The 18,714-nt window shown below is 70.3% G+C and carries 18 protein-coding genes and 2 tRNA genes; 9 read left to right on the top strand and 11 right to left on the bottom strand.

Translation table 11 applies throughout. The features are described 5' to 3' along the window. Positions 1–37 precede the first annotated feature (37 nt). Together ACWEOZ_RS24510 and ACWEOZ_RS24505 are read right to left on the bottom strand one after the other, a co-directional pair. Positions 38–631: an antibiotic biosynthesis monooxygenase gene (locus tag ACWEOZ_RS24510; RefSeq protein ID WP_451913004.1), complete on the bottom strand. Its 594-nt coding sequence runs from the start codon at positions 629–631 to the stop codon at positions 38–40. A gap of 95 nt (positions 632–726) precedes the next feature. Continuing rightward, positions 727–1,224 carry a hypothetical protein gene (locus ACWEOZ_RS24505; protein ID WP_451913003.1) on the bottom strand — a complete coding sequence of 166 codons (498 nt, stop codon included), beginning with the start codon at positions 1,222–1,224 and terminating at the stop codon, positions 727–729. Between the two features lie 53 nt (positions 1,225–1,277). Here ACWEOZ_RS24505 and ACWEOZ_RS24500 point away from each other — a divergent pair, with 53 nt between their 5' ends. Together ACWEOZ_RS24500 and ACWEOZ_RS24495 are read left to right on the top strand one after the other, a co-directional pair. After that, on the top strand, positions 1,278–2,333 hold the full coding sequence (locus ACWEOZ_RS24500) for a WD40/YVTN/BNR-like repeat-containing protein (RefSeq protein ID WP_451913002.1): 1,056 nt from the start codon (positions 1,278–1,280) through the stop codon (positions 2,331–2,333). 38 nt (positions 2,334–2,371) lie between these two features. Continuing rightward, positions 2,372–3,136, top strand: a complete 765-nt coding sequence (locus ACWEOZ_RS24495) for a hypothetical protein (RefSeq protein WP_451913001.1) — start codon at positions 2,372–2,374, stop codon at positions 3,134–3,136. Here the strand turns inward: ACWEOZ_RS24495 and ACWEOZ_RS24490 are convergent. Continuing rightward, positions 3,107–3,742 carry a LuxR C-terminal-related transcriptional regulator gene (locus ACWEOZ_RS24490; RefSeq protein ID WP_451913000.1) on the bottom strand — a complete coding sequence of 212 codons (636 nt, stop codon included), beginning with the start codon at positions 3,740–3,742 and terminating at the stop codon, positions 3,107–3,109. The genes ACWEOZ_RS24495 and ACWEOZ_RS24490 overlap by 30 nt on opposite strands. Continuing rightward, a complete protein-coding gene (locus tag ACWEOZ_RS24485) occupies positions 3,694–4,980 on the bottom strand; it encodes a sensor histidine kinase (RefSeq protein ID WP_451912999.1) in 1,287 nt (428 codons plus the stop codon). Before ACWEOZ_RS24485 ends, ACWEOZ_RS24490 begins: the two co-directional genes overlap by 49 nt. A gap of 150 nt (positions 4,981–5,130) precedes the next feature. Here ACWEOZ_RS24485 and ACWEOZ_RS24480 point away from each other — a divergent pair, with 150 nt between their 5' ends. From ACWEOZ_RS24480 to ACWEOZ_RS24470, 3 genes are read left to right on the top strand one after another with little or no spacing between them, the layout of a single operon-like run. Beyond that, positions 5,131–6,159 (top strand): fatty acid desaturase family protein, encoded by a 1,029-nt coding sequence (locus ACWEOZ_RS24480; RefSeq protein ID WP_451912998.1) that lies wholly within the window; start codon positions 5,131–5,133, stop codon positions 6,157–6,159. Positions 6,160–6,189: 30 nt separating this feature from the next. Further along, complete coding sequence (locus ACWEOZ_RS24475; protein WP_451912997.1) at positions 6,190–6,984, top strand: SDR family NAD(P)-dependent oxidoreductase; 795 nt, start codon at positions 6,190–6,192, stop codon at positions 6,982–6,984. A 23-nt stretch (positions 6,985–7,007) separates the two neighbouring features. Beyond that, complete coding sequence (locus ACWEOZ_RS24470) at positions 7,008–7,799, top strand: SAM-dependent methyltransferase (RefSeq protein WP_451912996.1); 792 nt, start codon at positions 7,008–7,010, stop codon at positions 7,797–7,799. Positions 7,800–7,879: 80 nt separating this feature from the next. Here ACWEOZ_RS24470 and ACWEOZ_RS24465 read toward each other — a convergent pair. From ACWEOZ_RS24465 to ACWEOZ_RS24450, 4 genes are all read right to left on the bottom strand, one after another. Further along, a tRNA-Met gene (locus tag ACWEOZ_RS24465) sits at positions 7,880–7,954 on the bottom strand. A gap of 2 nt (positions 7,955–7,956) precedes the next feature. Continuing rightward, a tRNA-Lys gene (locus tag ACWEOZ_RS24460) sits at positions 7,957–8,029 on the bottom strand. A 363-nt stretch (positions 8,030–8,392) separates the two neighbouring features. Continuing rightward, positions 8,393–9,397 (bottom strand): TAXI family TRAP transporter solute-binding subunit, encoded by a 1,005-nt coding sequence (locus tag ACWEOZ_RS24455; protein ID WP_451912995.1) that lies wholly within the window; start codon positions 9,395–9,397, stop codon positions 8,393–8,395. Then, positions 9,394–11,652, bottom strand: a complete 2,259-nt coding sequence (locus ACWEOZ_RS24450) for a TRAP transporter permease (protein ID WP_451912994.1) — start codon at positions 11,650–11,652, stop codon at positions 9,394–9,396. The genes ACWEOZ_RS24455 and ACWEOZ_RS24450 overlap by 4 nt, the downstream gene beginning before the upstream one ends. A gap of 132 nt (positions 11,653–11,784) precedes the next feature. On the opposite strand from ACWEOZ_RS24450, the gene ACWEOZ_RS24445 reads away from it, so the two are divergent. Continuing rightward, a complete protein-coding gene (locus ACWEOZ_RS24445; RefSeq protein ID WP_451912993.1) occupies positions 11,785–12,663 on the top strand; it encodes a CDP-alcohol phosphatidyltransferase family protein in 879 nt (292 codons plus the stop codon). A 130-nt stretch (positions 12,664–12,793) separates the two neighbouring features. Here the strand turns inward: ACWEOZ_RS24445 and ACWEOZ_RS24440 are convergent, their stop codons facing one another. The 3 genes from ACWEOZ_RS24440 to ACWEOZ_RS24430 are packed head-to-tail and all read right to left on the bottom strand — an operon-like array spanning position 12,794 to position 15,477. After that, positions 12,794–13,735, bottom strand: coding sequence for a hypothetical protein (locus ACWEOZ_RS24440; protein WP_451912992.1), 942 nt, complete (start codon positions 13,733–13,735; stop codon positions 12,794–12,796). A gap of 9 nt (positions 13,736–13,744) precedes the next feature. Continuing rightward, positions 13,745–14,389, bottom strand: a complete 645-nt coding sequence (locus ACWEOZ_RS24435) for a response regulator transcription factor (protein ID WP_451912991.1) — start codon at positions 14,387–14,389, stop codon at positions 13,745–13,747. Continuing rightward, a complete protein-coding gene (locus ACWEOZ_RS24430; protein ID WP_451912990.1) occupies positions 14,380–15,477 on the bottom strand; it encodes a sensor histidine kinase in 1,098 nt (365 codons plus the stop codon). The genes ACWEOZ_RS24435 and ACWEOZ_RS24430 overlap by 10 nt, the downstream gene beginning before the upstream one ends. Positions 15,478–15,628: 151 nt before the next feature. On the opposite strand from ACWEOZ_RS24430, the gene ACWEOZ_RS24425 reads away from it, so the two are divergent. From ACWEOZ_RS24425 to ACWEOZ_RS24415, 3 genes are read left to right on the top strand one after another with little or no spacing between them, the layout of a single operon-like run. Then, positions 15,629–16,372 (top strand): ABC transporter ATP-binding protein, encoded by a 744-nt coding sequence (locus tag ACWEOZ_RS24425; RefSeq protein WP_451912989.1) that lies wholly within the window; start codon positions 15,629–15,631, stop codon positions 16,370–16,372. Further along, on the top strand, positions 16,369–17,121 hold the full coding sequence (locus tag ACWEOZ_RS24420) for an ABC transporter permease (protein WP_451912988.1): 753 nt from the start codon (positions 16,369–16,371) through the stop codon (positions 17,119–17,121). The genes ACWEOZ_RS24425 and ACWEOZ_RS24420 overlap by 4 nt, the downstream gene beginning before the upstream one ends. Before the next feature lie 39 nt (positions 17,122–17,160). Continuing rightward, positions 17,161–18,663 carry an alpha/beta fold hydrolase gene (locus ACWEOZ_RS24415; protein ID WP_451912987.1) on the top strand — a complete coding sequence of 501 codons (1,503 nt, stop codon included), beginning with the start codon at positions 17,161–17,163 and terminating at the stop codon, positions 18,661–18,663. Positions 18,664–18,714: the final 51 nt, after the last annotated feature.

Raw genomic sequence — 18,714 nt, 5'->3', positions numbered from 1 at the left:
AGAGCCTGGTGCCTCGAGTTGGTCGAGGGTCAAATCGTCAGCGGCGCCACGGCGGCGGCTGGCCGTGCAGCCACCATTGCAGCGCCTTGGTGACCTGCGGCAGCACCAGGTACGTCATCAGCGGCGTCAGGCACAACGTGGTCACCAGCGTGCGCACCAGCACGTGCTGCCCGGCCAGCAGCTGCCCCAGCGTCACCGCCGCCAGCAGGCTGACCGGGAAGAAGCCCAGCCAGATGATCACCGCCTGCTTCCAGCGCGGCGGCGGGCCCGGCGGCGGCGCGGTCAGGTCGTCGACCTCGTGCTCCTGCGGCGGGTCGAACCAGCCCTCGATGCCGGTGCGCCGCTCCACCCGGGTGTGCTCGACCATGCCCTGCGCCGACGACAGCCACCACTGCCGCTGCGGGGACTCCTCCCACGCGTGCAGGGCGGCGGCGTCGGCGAAGCGGTACAGCATGTGCCACTCCGTCGAGCCCAGCACCGGCCGCATCCAGCCCACCCCGAGGAAGCCGGGGAAGTCCTCGGCCAGGGTGGCGCCGGCCCTGACCCAGGCCAGCATCTCCGCGTTGCGGGACGGGTCGGCCCGGCGGGTGATCGCCACGGTGACGGCGAGCTGCGGCGTCGCGGTTTCCATACCCTCGATGATTCATGCCCGGGGTCACGAGCGGGCGGCGAACGGCTCTCCGGGACTGTGATCAAAGCCGCGCACCTCGTGACCGTCAGCACAGGTCACCGCCGGCGGGCCGGGTCCGCGCGCGGCAGGATCGTCCGTTCACCGAACCTGGTCATCGCGTTGAGCGGCGCTGTCGCCAGGCCGACCAGCCGCGCCAGGCCCGGCCGGCGCTGACGGCGCAGCAGGCGCGGTCCGATACCGGCCATCACCTCGGTGAGCGCCGGCAGCGGGCGTCCGAAGAAGGTGATCTCCCGGATCAGGCCCTCCCCGTTCAGCCGCAGCAACTGCGCCTCCTCGACCGGCTCCCGCCGGGCCATGCCGTGGTAGAAGAGCGCCCAGGTGTCGTCCGCGCCGACCTCGGTGTGATAGCGGATGTCGTGAATGACCTCGAAGGCGCTCGTCAGCACGTCGGTCACCTGGGCCGGGCCGTGGAAGCGGAACTGGGCGGTCAGCGGTGAGATCATTTCGACCTCGGCGGCGAGACAGGCCGCAGCCGCCGTCGCATCGCCGTTCTCGCCCGCCGTACGCCAGGCAGTGATCGTCGGATTCCCCATCGCCGGAATCTACCGCCTGCCGATGTCGGTGGGCCGGGGTAAGTTCCCGGACCATGACGCTGCGAAGGATCTCGATGGCTGCTCTCGCCCTCGTCACGCTGACCGCCACCGCGGGCTTCACCTCCGGGCACCCCACGCCGTCCTGGCGGCTGTCCGGCACCGGGGTCACCGCCCGGTTCCGGGGCCTGGCCCCGGTCAGTGACAAAGTGGCCTGGGTGGCCGGTTCGGCGGGCACGATCCTGCGGACGGTCGACGGCGCGCGCAGCTGGCAGCGGGTCGATCCGCCGGGCACAGCCGAGCTGCAGTTCCGCGACATCGAGGCGTTCGACGCCGACCACGCCGTGGCGCTGACCATCGGGGAGGGCGACCAGTCCCGGCTGTACCGGACGGCCGACGGTGGTCGCACCTGGATCGAGACGTTCCGCAACGACGATCCGGCGGCGTTCTACGACTGCGTGACCTTCCTGGACCGCCGGCACGGCCTCGCGCTCTCCGACCCGGTGGACGGCAAGTTCCGCATCCTGGCCACCGCCGACGGTGGCCGTTCGTGGCGGGTGCAGCCCACGGCCGGCATGCCCGCCGCGCTGGCCGGCGAGTTCGCCTTCGCGGCGAGCGGCACGTGCCTGGTCTCGGCCGATCGCCTCGGCGGCGGCAGGGCCTGGTTCGCCACCGGCGGCGGCGAGCGCGCCCGGGTCTTCACGACCGTGAACGGGGGCCGGTCCTGGCGGGTCACGGACAGCACGATCCCGAGCGGTCCCAGCGCCGGCGTCTACAGCCTGGCCTTCCGCGACCCGTGGCACGGCATCGCGGTCGGCGGCGACTACGCCGTGCCGGAGACCGCTCCGGACGCCGCGGCGACGACCCGGGACGGCGGCCGCACCTGGCAGACCGCGCGGGCCGAGCCGGGCGAATACCGGTCGGGCGCGACCTGGCTGGGCCGCAGCACGGCGCTCGCGGTCGGGCCGACCGGCAGCGACATCAGCCGCGACGGCGGCCGGACGTGGACCGAGTTCGACGCGGGCAGCTTCGACGCGGTGCTGTGCGTGTCCGGCGCCTGCTGGGCCTCCGGCGAGCAGGGCCGGGTCGCGAGGCTGACCTGGCGCCGCTGACCTCGGGGGTTCGACTGCGCTCGATACAGTGGGCGCCGATGCCCGGACCTGTCCGCTCGCACCGCCGAGCCACTCCCCTGATCGACGCGCTGTTCGTCGGCGGCCTGGTCTTCGGGTTGCTGCTCACCTTCGTCCTGTTGCGGGTCGCCTTGTTCGCCCTGAGCGGGGTGTTCGGCGGCATCGGCTTCCTGGTGATGATCGGGGCCATCAGCGTCGCCGTCTTCGGCCGCGCGTATCTGCGGGGCCGCCGCAAGCAGCGGGCGGCTGACGAGCTACAGCACTGGGAACGCACAGCCGGCTGGGAGCCCGCGGTCTGGCGCTGGCCGTGGCAGTCGCTCGTGCGCTGGCCGGACACGGTCACTGTGCTGCGGGCGTACGCGAAGCGGGTTGATGGTTTTCCGGTGCGCACCGGGCTGCTGGAGTTCGACGACAACGGCCTGGGCACGACGGTCGACCGGCGGGCCGGGCGGGCCGCCTTCGCGATCGTCGCCCTGCCCCGGCCGATCGCGTCGATGGGCGTGCGCGTGCACCGCATCCCGGGCCGGCTGCGCGACGGCGAGGACGAGTTCCTGCACCGCTTCCAGCCGGTCGGCACGGACACCGAGCGGCTCGGCGATCCGCTGCTGCGCGCCGCCCACGTGCGCGGTGACATTCCACCCTGGACGGTCACCGATGACGAGCTGTTCGCCTTCGTGCCGCTGGACGCGCCGCTGCGCCCGCACGACCTGGAGGAGACCGTCCGGAGAGCGATCCAGGTGGTGCGGCTGCTCGGGCTAGCCGTTGAGGTAGGTGAGCACGGCTAGCACCCGGCGGTTGTCGTCGTCCGACGGTGGCATGCCCAGCTTGGTGAAGATGTTGTTGATGTGCTTGCTGACCGCCTTCTCGGTGACGAACAGCTTGGCCGCGATCGCCGCGTTGGACCGGCCCTCGGCCATCTCCCCCAGCACCTCACGCTCGCGCGCGGTCAGCACAGCCAGCGGCTCGCGGCGGGCGAGCAGCTGCGAGACCACCTCCGGGTCCATCGCCGTGCCGCCGTCGGCGACCCGGCGCACCGCGTCGACGAACTGCGCCACGTTCGAGATGCGGTCCTTGAGCAGATAGCCGACGCCGCCCTTGCGGTCGCTCAGCAACTCGCGGGCGTACAGCGGCTCGACGTGCTGGGAGAGCACCAGCACCGGCAGGCCCGGGATCTCGGCGCGGGCCGCGATGGCCGCCTGCAGGCCCTCGTCGGTGAAGGTGGGTGGCAGCCGCACGTCGACCACGGCCACGTCCGGCCGGTGCTTGATCAGCGCGGGCAGCAGCGCCGGGCCGTTGTCCACGGCCTCGACCACCTCGAACTCGAACGCCTCCAGCAGGCGGGTCAGCCCGTCGCGGAGGAGGGCGAGGTCTTCAGCGAGGACAACGCGCACGGCAACTCCATCGATACGACCGTCGGTCCACCCGGCGGGGAGGACACCGACATGGTGCCATCGAATGCGGCCAGGCGGCGGGCGATGCCACGCAGTCCGGTGCCGTGGGCCGGATCGGCGCCGCCCACGCCGTCGTCGCTCACCGTCAGCAACAGCAGGTCGTCGACGTGCTGAACGTAGATCTGCACGGTCCGGGCCCGGCTGTGCCGCACCACGTTGGCCAGCGCCTCGGCCGTGGCGAAGTAGGCGGCGGACTCCACCGGGGTCTGCGGCCGGCCGGGCAGGTCCATCTCGACGGTCACCCGCAACGGCAGGCTCATCGCCAGGGCCCGTACCGCGCCGTCGAGGCCACGCTCGGCCAGCACCGGCGGGTGGATGCCACGCACCAGGTTGCGCAGTTCGAGCAGCGCCGTACCGCTGGCCTCGCGAGCCTCAGTGAGCAGCTTGCGGGCCGCGGCCGGATCCCGCTCGATCATCTCCTCGGCCAGGCCGATGGTCATGCCCAGCGAGACCAGCCGGGCCTGCGCCCCGTCGTGCAGGTCGCGCTCGATCCGGCGGAGCTCGGCGGCCTGCGCGTCGACGGTGTCGGCCCGGGTGACGGTCAGCTGGGTGACCCGCAGCCGCAGACCGGCGGCCTTGGTCGGGGCCAGGAACAGCTTGGCGAACTGGGCGTTGACCTCCAGCAGCCAGGGTGCTGCGCCCAGGCCGAGGGCCAGGAACAACACGCCCTGCGGCATCGAGAGGATGGCCTCGCTGAAGTTCGCGATCGGCCAGAAGACGCCGTAGCCGTACCAGTCGATGCTCAGGTAGAGCCAGAGCGGCAGCAGTGAGATGCCTTCCAGACCGTAGAGCGGGATGACCACCGCGAGCAGGCCGAGCACGAAGGCGACGATCGCGCCGGGGAGCAGCCAGGCCAGGTCACGCCAGGTCGCCGGGTCGGTGGCGATCCACCGGAAGCGTTTCCAGCCGCCGGGCAGCGCCCGCGCCGGCGGCGGCTCGTACGGGCGGGCGATCGCGATGCCGGCCCGCGCGGCCAGCCGGCGTTCCAGGTTGGCCCGCATCCGGACCAGGTTGGTGGCCCAGGGCAGCAGAGCCAGGCCGAGGAATGGCACCGGGGTGAGGGCGAGCGCGACCAGCGACATCGCCAGCAGCGGCAGGTTGGTGACCGCGAGGCCCACCGCGAAGACGCCACCCGCGATGGCCCGCAAGCCGTCGCGCATCCACGATCGCGTCTCCATAGGCCTCATTCTGCTCGGTGGTCCCGGCACAGCCGGTGTCAGAGCACCACCATGTGCACAATCCCCCAGGAGATGCCGGGGTGCTAGCACCACTATTGCCGGGGATCTGGCACTCCTGACCGTTCGGCCCCTTGCGGGAATGCTGAGAACATGACGACAACGACGGAGCGGCCGCGTTCCACGGCCGGTAGTGACTTCGCCGAGTTGAACCGCCGGGTCACTCGCGCGGGCCTGCTCGAGCGCAAACCGGCGTACTACGCCGTCAGGCTGACCGCGGTCTCCCTGATGCTCATCGGCGGCTGGACCGCGTTCTTCCTGATCGGCGCCTCGTGGTGGAACCTGGCCACGGCCGTGTTCCTCGCGGTGGCCTTCACCCAGGTGGCGCTGGTGGCGCACGACCTCGCCCACCGGCAGGTCTTCCGCACCAAGCGCCCCGGTGAGATCACCGGCCGGATCGCCGGCAACCTCGGCGTGGGCATGAGCTACGGCTGGTGGATGGACAAGCACACCCGCCACCACAACAACCCCAACCACGACGACCTCGATCCCGACGTCGCCCCCGAGGTGCTCATCTGGGCAACCAAGTCGGCCTGGGGCCGCCGCGGGCTGAAGGGTTTCGTGACCCGGCACCAGGCGGGCCTGTTCTTCCCGCTGCTCACGCTGCTCGGCATCGACCTGAAGATCTCCAGTGTCAAGGCGCTGATCCGCGGTGACATGAAGCGCCGCAACCTCGAGGCCGGCCTGCTGATCATCCACGCGGTCTGCTACCTCACCGCGCTGTTCGTGATCCTCTCGCCGCTCCAGGCGGTCGCCTTCCTCCTGGTGCACCAGGCGCTGTTCGGTGTCTACCTGGGCATGACGTTCGCCCCGAACCACAAGGGCATGCCGCACCCGGACGGCACCGAGGACTACCTGCGCAAGCAGGTGCTGACCTCCCGCAACGTGACCGGTGGCTGGCTGACCGACGCGGCCATGGGCGGCCTGAACTACCAGATCGAGCACCACCTCTTCCCGGCCATGCCGACGCCGAACCTGCGCAAGGTGCAGCCGATCGTCGAGGCGTACTGCGCCGAGATCGGCGTGCCCTACGAGTCGACCAGCCTGGTCAACTCGTACCGGCAGGCGCTGCGGCACCTGCACGAGGTCGGCGCCCCGCTGCGCGAGGCCAGGGCCGGGTAACAACTCCCGCTCTGTGAGAGCGTGGGGGGCATGGACCTACAGCTCACCGGCAAGGTCGCGGTCATCACCGGCGGCACGGTCGGCATCGGCCTGGCGATCGCCCGCGGCCTCGCGGCCGAGGGCGCTCACCTGGCCCTCTGCGCCCGCGACGAGCAGCGGCTGCGGGCCGTCGTGGAGCAGCTCCGAGAAGAATTCAAGGTACGCGTCATCGGGGTGGCCGCCGACGTCGGAGGACTCGACGGCCCGGCCCGGCTGGAGCGCGCGGTCGCCGACGAGTTCGGCGGGGCCGACATTCTGATCAACAACGCCGGCACCGGCAGCGAGGAAACCATCCTCGAGGCCGGTGACGAGCGCTGGCAGGCGTACTGGGAACTGCACGTGATGGCCGCCGTCCGGCTGGCCCGCCTCTTCGCGCCGCTGATGAAGGCCCGCGGTGGCGGGGTGATCCTGCACAACGCGTCGATCTGCGCGACCCAGCCGCTGGGCTACGAACCGATCTACAACGTCACCAAGGCGGCGCTGGTGATGTTCTCCAAGTGCCTGGCCAACGAGCTGATCGGCGACAACATCCGGGTCAACGCGGTCAACCCGGGGCTGGTCATGACGCCGGACTGGGAGAAGACCGCGAAGGCGCTGACCGCCGGCACGGACCGCTCCTGGCAGGAGCACCTGCAGCAGATCGCGACCGACAACGCCCCGATCGGCCGGTTCGCGGACCCGGCCGAGATCGCCGACCTGTTCGTCTTCCTGTGCTCCCCGCGAGCGAGCTACGCGGTCGGCTCGACGTACTACATCGACGGCGGCTGGTTACGCACGACGACGTAGCAACTGGCCCTATAGTGACGATGGTGACCGTTCCCGCCGGAATCGACGCCAGCGTCCCGAACGCCGCCCGCATGTACGACTACTGGCTGGGCGGCAAGGACAACTACGCCGCCGACCGGGCCGCCGCCGAGGCGGTGCTGGCCGTGGCGCCGGAGATGCGCGAGGCCGCCCGCTCGGGCCGGGCGCTGATCAAGCGGGTGGTCGAGCACCTGGTCCGCGACCGCGGCATCCGGCAGATCCTGGACCTGGGCTCCGGCCTGCCGGCGGCCGAGAACGTGCACGAGATCGCCCGCGAGATCGACCCGTCGGTACGCGTGGTCTACGTCGACTACGACGACGTCGTCTGCATCCACGGCCAGGCTCTGCTGTGCGACCCCGAACGCGCGATCATCCTGCGCCGCGACATCCGCGAGCCGAAGACGATCCTCGAGGATCCGGAGCTGCGCGGCCTGCTCGACCTGGACCAGCCGGTGGCGGTGCTGATGATGTTCCTGCTGCACCTGATGCCGGACGAGGACAAGCCGCAGGACGTGGTGGCGGCGTACCGGCAAGCGCTGGCGCCGGGCAGCTTCCTGGCGATCTCGCACGCGGCCAACGACGCCCGGCCGGACTACATGGCCCGGATCAGCGCCATCTACAAGGGCGCCAACGCACCGTTCACGCCCCGGCCGAGGGCGGAGATCGAGGCGTTCTTCGGCGACTTCGAGCTGGAACCGCCGGGCCTGGTCAACGTGTGGCCGTACGAGCAGCCGTCGCCGGAGATGGACCCGGACCTGGCCCGGATGGGCTACGGCGCGGTGGGCCGCAAAGCCTGACCGTGGTCGCAGGCCCCGGTGTCGAACCGGGCCGGCCGCCCTTATGAGGGGCGGATGAGCAGCCAACGCTCCGCCTGCGGTTGCAGGGGTGGGATTCGAACCCACGACCTCAGGCCTATGAAACCTGCGAGCACTCCGAGCTGCTCCACCCTGCGCGTGCGCCGCCGGGGAATCGAACCCCGAACCCTCCGTTTAAGAGACGGATGCTCTACCTGTTGAGCTAGCGGCACTGGTATCTGCTGAAGACATGAAAAAACCGCCCTCCCGAACCGGGACGGGCGGCACGCTGAACGCAGCGTCAGCCGCGTCGCCGGCCCGGTCCGGGGCGCTTCATCCGACCGTTCATGGCGCGGACCATCATCGGACCCCCTTCGGCCGGTCACTTCGTGCGGTGTGATTCCCACAGTAGGGATCACCGGGGAAGCCCTCAACGCATTAATCCGGGCTTTGGGGAGCACGCAGCTGGCAGGGTCCGGGTGCCCGGTCACGAGCCGCCAGGCGAGTGGGCACCCGGGCCCGGTCTCGGCGGGAGCGACGGTCAGCACCATGCACCCACGCACGACATCCCGCTCCTGATCCTCGGTTCGAGGTTCCTACTTCGGCGCGTTGAGGGCGTCCAGGGCCGCGACCGCGCCGCGGTGCAGGACCACCGGGTCGGTCTTGCGGGCCTGGTCCAGGGTGATCTGCTTGGCCGCCGCGTTCGCCTGCTCCAGCTGCGGTTTGCGGTCGAAGAGCGTCTTGGTCAGCACGCAGGCCACGTCAGCGTCGAGATTCTCCCGGACCAGCAGAAGATTCGGCACGACGATGGCCGGCACGTCCGCCGCGGTCTTGTAGGTGGCCGCCGGGATCGTTCCCGTCTCGTAGACCGGGTTGATCTTCTTCAGCTCCGGCAGCATTCCGGTGATGTCCAGGAACTCGACCTGGGCCGCCGAGGTGGTCAGCAGGTCGGTGATGCCCGGGGTGGGCAGGCCGCCGGACCAGAACAGCGCGTCGATCGAGCCGTCCTTCATGCCGTCGACCGTCTTGACCAGGTCCAGCCGCTGCGCCTGGACGTCCTTGTCCGGGTTGAGGCCCGCCGCGGTCAGCACCCGCTTGGCGATGACCTCCGTGCCCGACTTGGGCGAGCCGGTCGAGACCCGCTTGCCCTTCATGCCCGCCACGTCCTTGATGCCCGCGGCCTTGCGCACGATGACCTGCGTGTAATTGGTGTGGATCCGGGCGAGCGCCTGGATCGGCTGCTTCGCGGTGAAACTGCTGGTGCCGTTGACGGCGTCGGCGGCGCTGTCGGCCAGCGAGAACGCGACGTCGAACTTACCGGCGACGAGCTGCTGGATGTTCTGCACCGAGGCGCCGGTCTCCGCCGCCGTGGCCTTGACCTTGCCGCCCGTCGCGGCGATCTGCTCGGCGTAGGCGTTGCCGAGAGCGAAGTAGACGCCGGTCGCGTTGCCGGTCGCGATGCCGATCCGGGTGTCCTTGGTGACATTGCAGGTCACGTCGCCGCCGGCGTCGACCGTGGCCGCGTCCTGCTTGCCGCCGCAGCCGGTCAGCGCGGCCGCGGTGAGCGTGCCGGCCGCGGCCAGTGCGAATGCCTTCCTCATGAGGTGATCCTCCCCGTTCGATCGATGATGGCGATCCCCGCCGCCAGTGCGAGCGCGACAGCGCCGGCCGCGATGGTCAACGGCGCCAGGTAGAGCAGGAGCAGGCCGGCGACTCCGCCGAGGACGCGGCTGGCCGGCCCGGCCGCACCGATGCCGGGCACCCAGCCGCCCGTGGCGACAGCCAGGCCCAGGACCGCGAGGGCCGCGACGCCCGTGGCCCAGACGATGCCGGTGACGGGCCCGCGGGCCAGCAGGTATTCACCGGGATCGGTGAGCACGAAGGCGATCGGCGCCAGGAAGGCGGGCAACGCGTACTTCAGCGTCTGCCACATCGTGGGCACGGTGCGGCCGCCGGTGATCGCGCTGGCCCCGACCGCCGCGAGGGCCGTCGGCGGGGTGACCTCGGAGAGCACGGAGTAGTAGAAGACGAACATCGCGGCGGCGGGCGCCGAGACGCCGAGGGCGAGCAGGGCCGGCCCGATGATCACCCAGCCGATGATGAAGCTGGCCGTGACCGGCACGGCCAGCCCGAGGACCGCCAGCGCGACCGCTGCCAGCACGACCGTCAGCGCGAGCACCACGGTCTGGTTGTCGCTGACTGCCCGGGCGCCGTCGATCAGCAGAGACGCGAGCTGGGCCCCGAGACCGGTCTTGGTGGTGGTCGCCGTGATGATGCCGGCCGCGGCGCAGACCGCGACGACCGGCAGCACACCGCGGACACCGGCCGACAGCGCGGCGAAGAGCCGTCGCGGGGTGAGCCAGGCCCGCCGGTCCAGAAAGGAGAGCACCGCGGCCAGCAACGTCGCATAGACCACCGCCCGAGTGGCGCTCTGCCCGACGGCGAGCAGGAGCACGATGAGCACGAGCGACGAGAAGTGGTAGCCGAAGCGGCCCAGCAGCCGCCACGCGCTGGTCGCCGGGGGGTCGATCGGCCGTACCTGGAAGCGCCGCACGTCGATCTCGACCGCGAGCAGAATGCCCAGGTAGTAGAGGACGGTCGGGATCATCGCCCAGCCGAGCACGGTCAGGTAGGAGACGTCGAGGTATTCGGCCACGATGAACGCGGCGGCGCCCAGGGTCGGCGGGGAGAGGATCGCCCCGACACCGGCGGCGGCCAGCATGCCGCCGGCCTGCTCGGCCGGATAGCCGGCCCGGCGCAACATCGGCCAGGTGACGGCGCCGACACTGACGGCGGTCGCGGTGCCGGACCCGGAAACGGTGCCGAGCAGAAAGCCGGCGGCAACAGCGGTACGCCCGGCGGCGCTGCGCGACTTACGGAACGCCGCGACGGACAGGTCGACGAAGAAGCGGCTCGCCCCGGACAGATCAAGCACGGCACCGTAGATGGTGAACAGCACGATGTAGGTGGCGGCGACGTCGAGCGGAGTGCCGTAGAAGCCGCTACCGGAGTTGCAGAGCGCGTCGACGATCTGCGCGAAGTCCAGCCCGGAGTGGGCGATGGACCAGTTCTGCGGGAGCAGGCCGCCGTAGTAGCCGTAGGCGAGGAAGGCCAGGCAGACAATCGGCAGGGCAAGCCCGGTGGTACGGCGGCAGGCCTCGACGACTAGAACGAGCATGACGGCGCCGGCGATGACGTCGGGGGTTTCGAGCAGGCCTTGGCGGTTGAGGAACTCGTTGTAGCCGCCGTTGAAGGGGTTCACCGGGTACAGGCAGACGAGGAGGGTCAGGACGGCCAGCGCCCAGTCGAGAGGCGATGGGAGGTCGCGGCGGGCTGTCATGCCGTTGGGCTGGGCCGGCTTCCGGTCGGGGCGGGCTGTCATGCCGTCGAGCTGAGCCGGCTCCCGGTCGGGGCGGGCTGCATCGCCGTCGGACTGGACCGACTCCCAGTCACGGCGGGCTGCATCGCCGTCGAGCTGGACCGACTCCCGGTCGGGCCCGGCTGCAATGCCGTCGGGCTGGTTTGTTTTTCTCGGTGGGAAGCCGGATCGGTAGACGAGGAAGACGAGGGGCAGGGTGCCGGCGAGGAAGATGATCAGATAGAACTGGCTGCCCTGGGCGAGGGGCCGGAACACCTGCCAGAGCACGAGCAGCGCGGCGGCGAAGGCGACAACCGCGACGGCCATGCCGACGGAGCCGGTCAAGGCCCGGGCGGGACGCTCCTCGTCGTCGAAGTGGACGGCCGCGGGATCGGCGAGCGGGCTGTCCGGAGGCCGGTGCTCAGCCACCGCGGAAGGCGGACCGTCGGGGCCCTCATCGGCTGCCGTCCGGCCGGTCCGATATCGACGGTCGACCATGAACGGACCGTACTATGCACCGTGCGGCTTGTAACCTGCCAATAACGCGACTGTGGATAACCTAGGACACCGTCTCGTCACAAATCGGGCAAAAGTAGTTTCCGCTCCGGGTCCGGACCGTTGATACCGGTTATGGTGCGTCGCTCTTCACTGCAGGACATCCGCGAACAGACCTACAAGGTTCGTGACGCGTGGTGGACCGTCCTGCTCGTCGATCCGCTCGCAGCCAGGCTGGTCCGCCTGGTCGCGCCCTACCGGTGGATCACCCCGAACCTGCTGACCATGGTGGCGATGCTGCTGGGGGTGGGTTCGGCGGCCTGTTTCCTGGCCCAGGACCGCTGGTGGCTGATCGCCGGTGCCGTGCTGTTCCACCTGAGCTTCGTGGTCGACTGCATGGACGGGAAGGTGGCCCGGCTCAACGGAACAGGATCCCTGTTCGGAGCCTGGTTCGACTTCATGTTCGACCGCCTCCGGGTCTTCATGTGCGCAGCGGCCCTGTTCGGCGGCCAGTACGCACGAACCGGCCACGTGGCGTTCCTGTGGACGCTGGTCGTAGTGACGTTCCTGGACCTGTTCCGCTACCTGAACTCGCAGCAGATGGCGAAGACCCGGCAGAGCATGCGGGACATGCTGGAGGAGGCCCGCGGCCCGGCGCCGCAGGAGCCGAACACGGCCAAGCCGATGCCGCCGCAGGGGCCGCGGGCGCGCTTCCGGGAGGCTCTGCTGCAGCGCCGGATCCGGACTCACCTGTTCAGCGGCATCGAGTTCGAGATGACCGTGTTCATCATCGGCCCGCTGACCGGTCAGGTCATCGCCACGTCGGTGGTGGCCGGGACTCTGCTGGTGGGCTTCGAGTTGCTGTTGATCGTGAAGCTTTGGAGGGCTACCCGAAGCTTCCCGGTGGCGTTGGCCAAGGCAGAGGCGACGGCGAAGCTGCGCCGGCAGCCGCCGATTCGGCCGGAAAGCCGGGACGAGGAACTGGAGCTCAGCGAGACAACGTCGTCGCGGTAGACGTCGCCGCGCCGCGGCGCCGTAGCGCCGTAGCGCCGTAGCGCCGTAGCGCCGTAGCGCCGTAGCGCCAAGCACCGCAGCGCCGTCGCGGCAGGCACCGCATCGTTTCGGTTCTTGATCGCCGGGCTGGTCAGCTCTGTTGGTAGGTGACGGCTGCGATGCGGCAGCCGGCGTGCAGGAAGATGTAGTCCGCCCCCTCCCCCCAGCCCATGTCGGCGCCGCCCACCAGGCCGATGTAGTCCATGGTCATGCCGCAGCTCGGGCACTGCGGGTATTCCGCGTCCTGGATCCAGTCCGGGACTCCACCGAGCGTAGAGCCGCCCTCGTCACCGGCGCTGGCCAGCCGCGGACTCGCCCGCATCGGGCCCAGCTCGGGGAGCATCGGAGGCGGCTCCTCCGTCGAGGTACGGAGATAGTCGGGGCGCTCGTTGCACGCGGACCAGACCGCACCGCCTTCCGGGGTGACGTCGGTGAACAACGTCGTGTAATTCGTGCAGAGGAAGCAGGTGGTGATGCGCAGCCGGCCTGACCAGCCGGTGTGCGCCAGTGCTCGGGCGACGTCCGGATCCGCCGTATCAAAATCGAGGACTGTCCAGATCGGCGACGCGCACCACGGGCAGACATTGTCGCCGTCCGCCTCAGCTTCCTCGGTGTCCACCATGAGCAGCTCGTAGGCGACGGGGCCGCAGAGCTCGTGGTTCGTACCGTCCGGACGCAGGTCCCAGCCGCCCTGGCGCGCGTACGCCAAGGCGTCGATGTGCAGCCGGTCCATGCCAGACGGCGGGCTGTCCTGCCAGCGCCGGAACGCCGTCGCGGCGGACGCGCTGCGGACCTCGGCCAGGATCAGCAGCAGGTGGCCCAGCCGCTCGTCACCGCCGTCGATCCGGGTGATGATCTCTTGCACCGCGCCTTCGTCCGCCGCCGCGAACAGAACCGGTGGCCACAGCAGCCCTCGGTCCAGCAGCTCTCGTAGGTGCGGACGCAGAACCGCCGGATCGGCCCTGGCGATCTGCTCCAGCTCGTCCAGCGCCTCCCAGTCGTCGGTGGCGGCACGGGCGATGAGTGTGATCATCGGCGGATCCTAGCCATCGCCGAGATATTTGAGCACTGCCAGAACCCGGCGATGGTCGGTGTCGGTCGGCGGCAGGTCGAGCTTCGCGAAGATGTTGCTGACGTATTTCTCGACCGCGCTGTGACTGACACCCAGCGTGTCAACGATGCCGTTGTTGGAACGCCCCTCGGCCATCAACCGCAGCACCTCCAGCTCGCGTGGCGTGAGCCGCTCCCGGAAGTCCGGCCGTCGGCGCACCATGAGCTGGGCGACCACTTCAGGGTCCAGGGCAGTGCCGCCCTCGGCGATCCGGCGCAGCGCGTCGAGGAAGTCACGGACCCGGGCCACCCTGTCCTTGAGCAGGTAACCGACCGAACTCGTGGCCGCCGACAACAGATCGTTGGCGTACCGCTCCTCGACGTACTGCGACAGCACCAGGATGGCGATCTTCGGATATCGGTGACGGATCGTCAGAGCTGCGCGGATGCCCTCATCGGTATGGGTCGGCGGCATCCGCACGTCGACAACCACCACCTCCGGCTCGTGCTCCGCCACCGCACGCAGCAGCTCCTCGCCGTCGCCCACGGCGGCCAGCACCTCGAAGCCACCGTCGCTGAGCAATTTCGTCAGGCCGGCGCGCAGCAGCACCGAATCCTCCGCGAGGATCAGCCGCACGGCAGAACCACCTTGATGACAGTCGGCCCACCGACCGGACTGCTCAAGGAGAGCTGCCCGTCGACGGACGCGGTTCGTTGGATGAGTCCGGCTATCCCACCACCGGGCTTCGCGGTGGCACCACCGCGGCCCTCGTCAGCGACCTCGATATGCAATTCGCTCCCTCGGCGAGTCAATGTCACGGAGGCGATCAGTGCTGAGGAGTGCTTGGCCACGTTCGTCAGGGCCTCCGAGACGACGAAGTAGGCGACCGCTTCGATCGACGCCGGGCAACGCGGCTGCACCTGCACCGAGACGTGGATCGGGATCTTGGCCCGGGCGGCCAGTCCGGAGATGGCGGCGTCCAGCCCGCGGTCGTTGAGCACAGCCGGGTGCAGGCCCCGCACGAACTGCCGTAACTCGCTGAGCGCCGTGAGCGCCTCGTCATGCGCTGCCACGATCGCATCGGCCTCGGGTGAGGGCGCCGTGATCGCCTCCCGGGCCATGCCCAGATTCAACGCCAGGGACAGCAACCGCTGCTGGGCGCCGTCGTGAAGATCGCGTTCGATGCGCCGGCGTTCCTCATCGGTGGCGAGGACGATCGCCGCCCGGCTGCTGCGCAGCCAGTCGACCCGCTGCTTGAGGATCTCGACGTTGGTGGGCCCGAGCAGACGATCGGCGGTCTGCCGATCGTGGCGCACGAAGCGCCGGGCCGCCGGCGGAGCGACGATCAGCACGGTTGCCGGGACGGCGATCAGCAACGCCCAGGCGTGATACATCAGCTGCCGTCCCGTGCTGCGCAGCGTCCAGGCCGGCTCGGGGATGGTGATCTCCACCAGCCGACGGAACCGCAACCGGTGCAGCACGGCGACCTCGTGCACGAACCAGGCGAAGACCAGAGGCAGAGCCAGCACGGCGACGACGTAGAGGACGACGAGCACCACGCCGCCGTCCGGGCCGGTGACGAGGCTGAGCAGCGCGGCACCCCACAGGGTCACCAGCAACCCGAACAGCCCGGCGGCCAGCATCGACAGCACGGCGCCGGCCAGGAGATGGCAGATCGATCGCCCGGTCGTCACGCGGTCCGTCGGGAAGAAGCGGATGTCCACGCCGTCGACGGTAGGGATCGGGGACCGGCCTGACCATCCGGAAAACCCCGGGCGTGGGGTGAGGAAAACCCCACCCTCGGCAGCGCGCACACCCCACTGACGCGAAACCGTCGGGCCGGAAACCTGGGAGGCGACCACGGAAGGAGCCATCATGATCGAGGCAAAGGGCCTGACCAAGCGGTACGGCGGCAAGTGCGCGGTGGAGGACCTGACCTTCACGGTCAGGCCGGGGGTCGTCACCGGCTTCCTGGGACCCAACGGCGCCGGCAAGTCCACGACGATGCGCATGATGCTGGGGCTGGACCGGCCGACCCGCGGCTCGGTGACGGTCAACGGCAAGCCGTACGCGGCCCATCGCACGCCGCTGCGGGAGGTCGGGGCGCTGCTGGACGCGCGAGCTGTGCATCCGGCGCGCAGCCCGTACCACCACCTGCTCGCTCTGGCGCAGTCCAACGGCCTGCCGCGGGCGCGGGTGCTGGACGTGATCGACGAGGTCGGCCTGGCCGACATCGCCAAGCGCCGCGCCGGCCGGTTCTCCCTCGGCATGGAGCAGCGGCTGGGCATTGCCACCGCGCTCCTCGGCGACCCGCACACGCTCATCCTCGACGAGCCGCTGAACGGCCTGGACACCGAGGGCATCCGCTGGGTCCGCGGCCTGCTGCGCGATCTTGCCGGGCGGGGCCGCACGGTGTTCGTCTCCTCCCACCTCATGACCGAGATGGCGCTGACCGCTGACCACGTGGTGGTGATCGGCAAGGGCCGCCTGGTTGCCGACACGAGCCTGGCGGGCCTCGTGGCCGATTCGGGTCACAGCTCGCTCGAGGACGCGTTCGTCGACCTCACGAGCTCGGCCGTCGAGTTCACCTCCCCGACCCGGAACGGAGACCACCGATGAGCGTCATGCGCGCCGAGCTGACCAAATTCCGTTCGGTCCCCTCCACCGCCTGGTCCCTGCTCAGCGCCCTCGCCCTGATCATCGGCTTCGGCATCCTGTACGCGATGGTCCGCGTCACCCGCCCGCCCGCTGATCCCACCAGCTTCGACGCGGTGAGCGTGAGCCTCTCCGGCATCCAAGTGGCCCAGCTCGCCGTGGGAGTCCTCGGGGTCCTGGTGATCACGAACGAGTACGCGAGCGGCCTGATCCGCACCACCTTCGCGGCCGTCCCCAGGCGGAGCCGGGTGCTCTGGGGCAAGGCCGCAGTGCTGTCGATCGCAATCTTCGCGTTGTGTCTGCCGGCCGTGTTCGGTGCTTTCCTGACCGGCCAGTCGGTGCTGTCAGCCGAGCACCTCGACATCTCACTCGGTGCGCCCGGGGTGGCACGAGCGGTCGTCGGGGCGGCGCTCTATCTGACGGGGGTCGCGGTGATCGGGCTGGGTCTCGGCGCGATCCTGCGTCGTACAGCCGGCGGTGTCGCGGCGGTCATCGGGATTCTGTTCGGACCGCAGATGCTGGCCGGCTTCCTACCGTCGGAGCTGGCCGACGCCGTCTACCGCTGGCTGCCGTCCCCGGCCGGCCTGGCGATCACCACGACGCGCCCCGACTCCACGCTGTCGTCCCCCTGGGCCGGGTTCGCCGTCTTCGTGCTCTACACGGCCGGTCTGCTGGCAATGGCGGCCTGGCGCCTCCGACGCAGCGATGCCTGATCTCTCACCCCACCACCTGCTCACGCCAGGAGTCCACACATGCTGACCGTCGCCACCATCATCACCGCGCTGTCCCTGACCGCCGGCCTCTCCGGGACCGCACTCCCCACCGAGCCCCGGATCAACGCAGGCCATAGTCCAGGACTTTCCTGGCATCCCTGTGCTGTCGGACCGGACGACGCTGAGGGCCAGTCCCTGGACAAGGCCGGCGTCGAGTGCGGCGACGTGACTGTGCCGCTGGACTACGCCGAGCCGCGCGGCCGCTCCATCACCGTGGCGATCGCCCGCAGCCGGGGCAGCGACACCGCGCACCACATCGGTCCCATGATCATCAATCTGGGTGGCCCCGCGTCGCCCGTGGTGGACAGCGTTCCGCTCGCCCGGGCTGCGATGGGCGCGACGGGCGAACGCTTCGACCTGATCGGCATGGACCCGCGCTTCGCCGGGCGCAGCACTCCTGTCGACTGCACATGGCCCGCCTATTGGCTGCCACGCTCGGCCGGCGCCGACCGAGCGGGATTCGACGCGATGGTCGCCCTCAACCGCGACCTTGCCGGGCGCTGCGGCAGCGCGGAGCGGAAGCTGCTCCGGCACGCGTCCACCGCCACCATGGCCCGTGACATGGACCGGATCCGGGCCGCGCTCGGCGCGCCGAAGCTCTCCTACCTGGGCTACTCGCAGGGGTCCTATCTCGGCGCGGTCTACACCCAGCTGTTTCCCCGTCGAGCCGATCGGATGGTCCTGGACAGCGCTGTCGATCCGGCGTTGTCCGGAACGCGCGTGTTGCGGGATGCCGCTGACGGACGCGAGGCCGGGCTGCGGGGGTGGGCTGCATGGGCGGCGGCACGCGATGCCGACTATCACCTGGGCAAGACAGCCGACGCTGTCCTCGGCACCGTGCGACGGGTTTACGCGGCCTCGGCCAGGCGTCCGCTGACCGTTGGTGCGTACCAGGTGGACGACACTCTGTTGCCTGCGGTGATCGTCACGCCGCTCACCGACGACACCGAGAACGGCGAGTTGGCCACCGTGGTGCGGATCCTCGCGCGGGCAGCCGACGGACTGCCGGCCGAGCCCACCGAGGGCATGACCGAAACGCTCGCGAGCCTTGTCGACGGCGCGGGTTCGGCGACGCACACCGCTCAGACCGCGATCCTCTGCGGTGACGCCGCCGTCGCGCGGGACCCAGGGGTCTACTGGCGTGACATTCAACGGCACCGGGCCTCTTCACCGCTCTTCGAGCCGCTAGCTCGCACGATCACGCCCTGTTCCTTCTGGCCGTACGCGCCGGCGGAGCGACCGATCGACGTGCACAACGGCACGCCTGCGCTGATCGTCCAGGCCGAGAAGGACGTCAACTCCCAGCTTCCCGGCGCACGGGCGTTGCACCGGGCGCTGACCGGCTCGCGAATGATCGTGTTGTCCGGGGCGCGTACCCACGGCGTCTATCTGTTCCGGGGCGCGAGCTGCGTTGACGAGGCAGTCGACGCGTATCTGGGCAGCGGTCGCCTGCCTGCCGGCGACACGACCTGTTCCGAGTGACCACGTCCGCCACCCCCGCGCGGGGGTGGCGAGCTCCCCGGCAGCGGGGCA

This window comes from Actinoplanes sp. NPDC004185, from assembly GCF_053603475.1.
This window is presented reverse-complemented; position numbering and strand designations above follow the sequence as displayed.

Excerpts from the sequence above, each read along its gene's own strand:
- ACWEOZ_RS24510 (WP_451913004.1), bottom strand. The coding sequence starts at position 631 with ATGGAAACCGCGACGCCGCAGCTCGCCGTCACCGTGGCGATCACCCGC.
- ACWEOZ_RS24505 (WP_451913003.1), bottom strand. The coding sequence starts at position 1,224 with ATGGGGAATCCGACGATCACTGCCTGGCGTACGGCGGGCGAGAACGGC.
- ACWEOZ_RS24500 (WP_451913002.1), top strand. The coding sequence starts at position 1,278 with ATGACGCTGCGAAGGATCTCGATGGCTGCTCTCGCCCTCGTCACGCTG.
- ACWEOZ_RS24495 (WP_451913001.1), top strand. The coding sequence starts at position 2,372 with ATGCCCGGACCTGTCCGCTCGCACCGCCGAGCCACTCCCCTGATCGAC.
- ACWEOZ_RS24485 (WP_451912999.1), bottom strand. The coding sequence starts at position 4,980 with ATGGAGACGCGATCGTGGATGCGCGACGGCTTGCGGGCCATCGCGGGT.
- ACWEOZ_RS24480 (WP_451912998.1), top strand. The coding sequence starts at position 5,131 with ATGACGACAACGACGGAGCGGCCGCGTTCCACGGCCGGTAGTGACTTC.
- ACWEOZ_RS24475 (WP_451912997.1), top strand. The coding sequence starts at position 6,190 with ATGGACCTACAGCTCACCGGCAAGGTCGCGGTCATCACCGGCGGCACG.
- ACWEOZ_RS24455 (WP_451912995.1), bottom strand. The coding sequence starts at position 9,397 with ATGAGGAAGGCATTCGCACTGGCCGCGGCCGGCACGCTCACCGCGGCC.
- ACWEOZ_RS24450 (WP_451912994.1), bottom strand. The coding sequence starts at position 11,652 with ATGGTCGACCGTCGATATCGGACCGGCCGGACGGCAGCCGATGAGGGC.
- ACWEOZ_RS24445 (WP_451912993.1), top strand. The coding sequence starts at position 11,785 with ATGGTGCGTCGCTCTTCACTGCAGGACATCCGCGAACAGACCTACAAG.
- ACWEOZ_RS24440 (WP_451912992.1), bottom strand. The coding sequence starts at position 13,735 with ATGATCACACTCATCGCCCGTGCCGCCACCGACGACTGGGAGGCGCTG.
- ACWEOZ_RS24425 (WP_451912989.1), top strand. The coding sequence starts at position 15,629 with ATGATCGAGGCAAAGGGCCTGACCAAGCGGTACGGCGGCAAGTGCGCG.
- ACWEOZ_RS24420 (WP_451912988.1), top strand. The coding sequence starts at position 16,369 with ATGAGCGTCATGCGCGCCGAGCTGACCAAATTCCGTTCGGTCCCCTCC.
- ACWEOZ_RS24415 (WP_451912987.1), top strand. The coding sequence starts at position 17,161 with ATGCTGACCGTCGCCACCATCATCACCGCGCTGTCCCTGACCGCCGGC.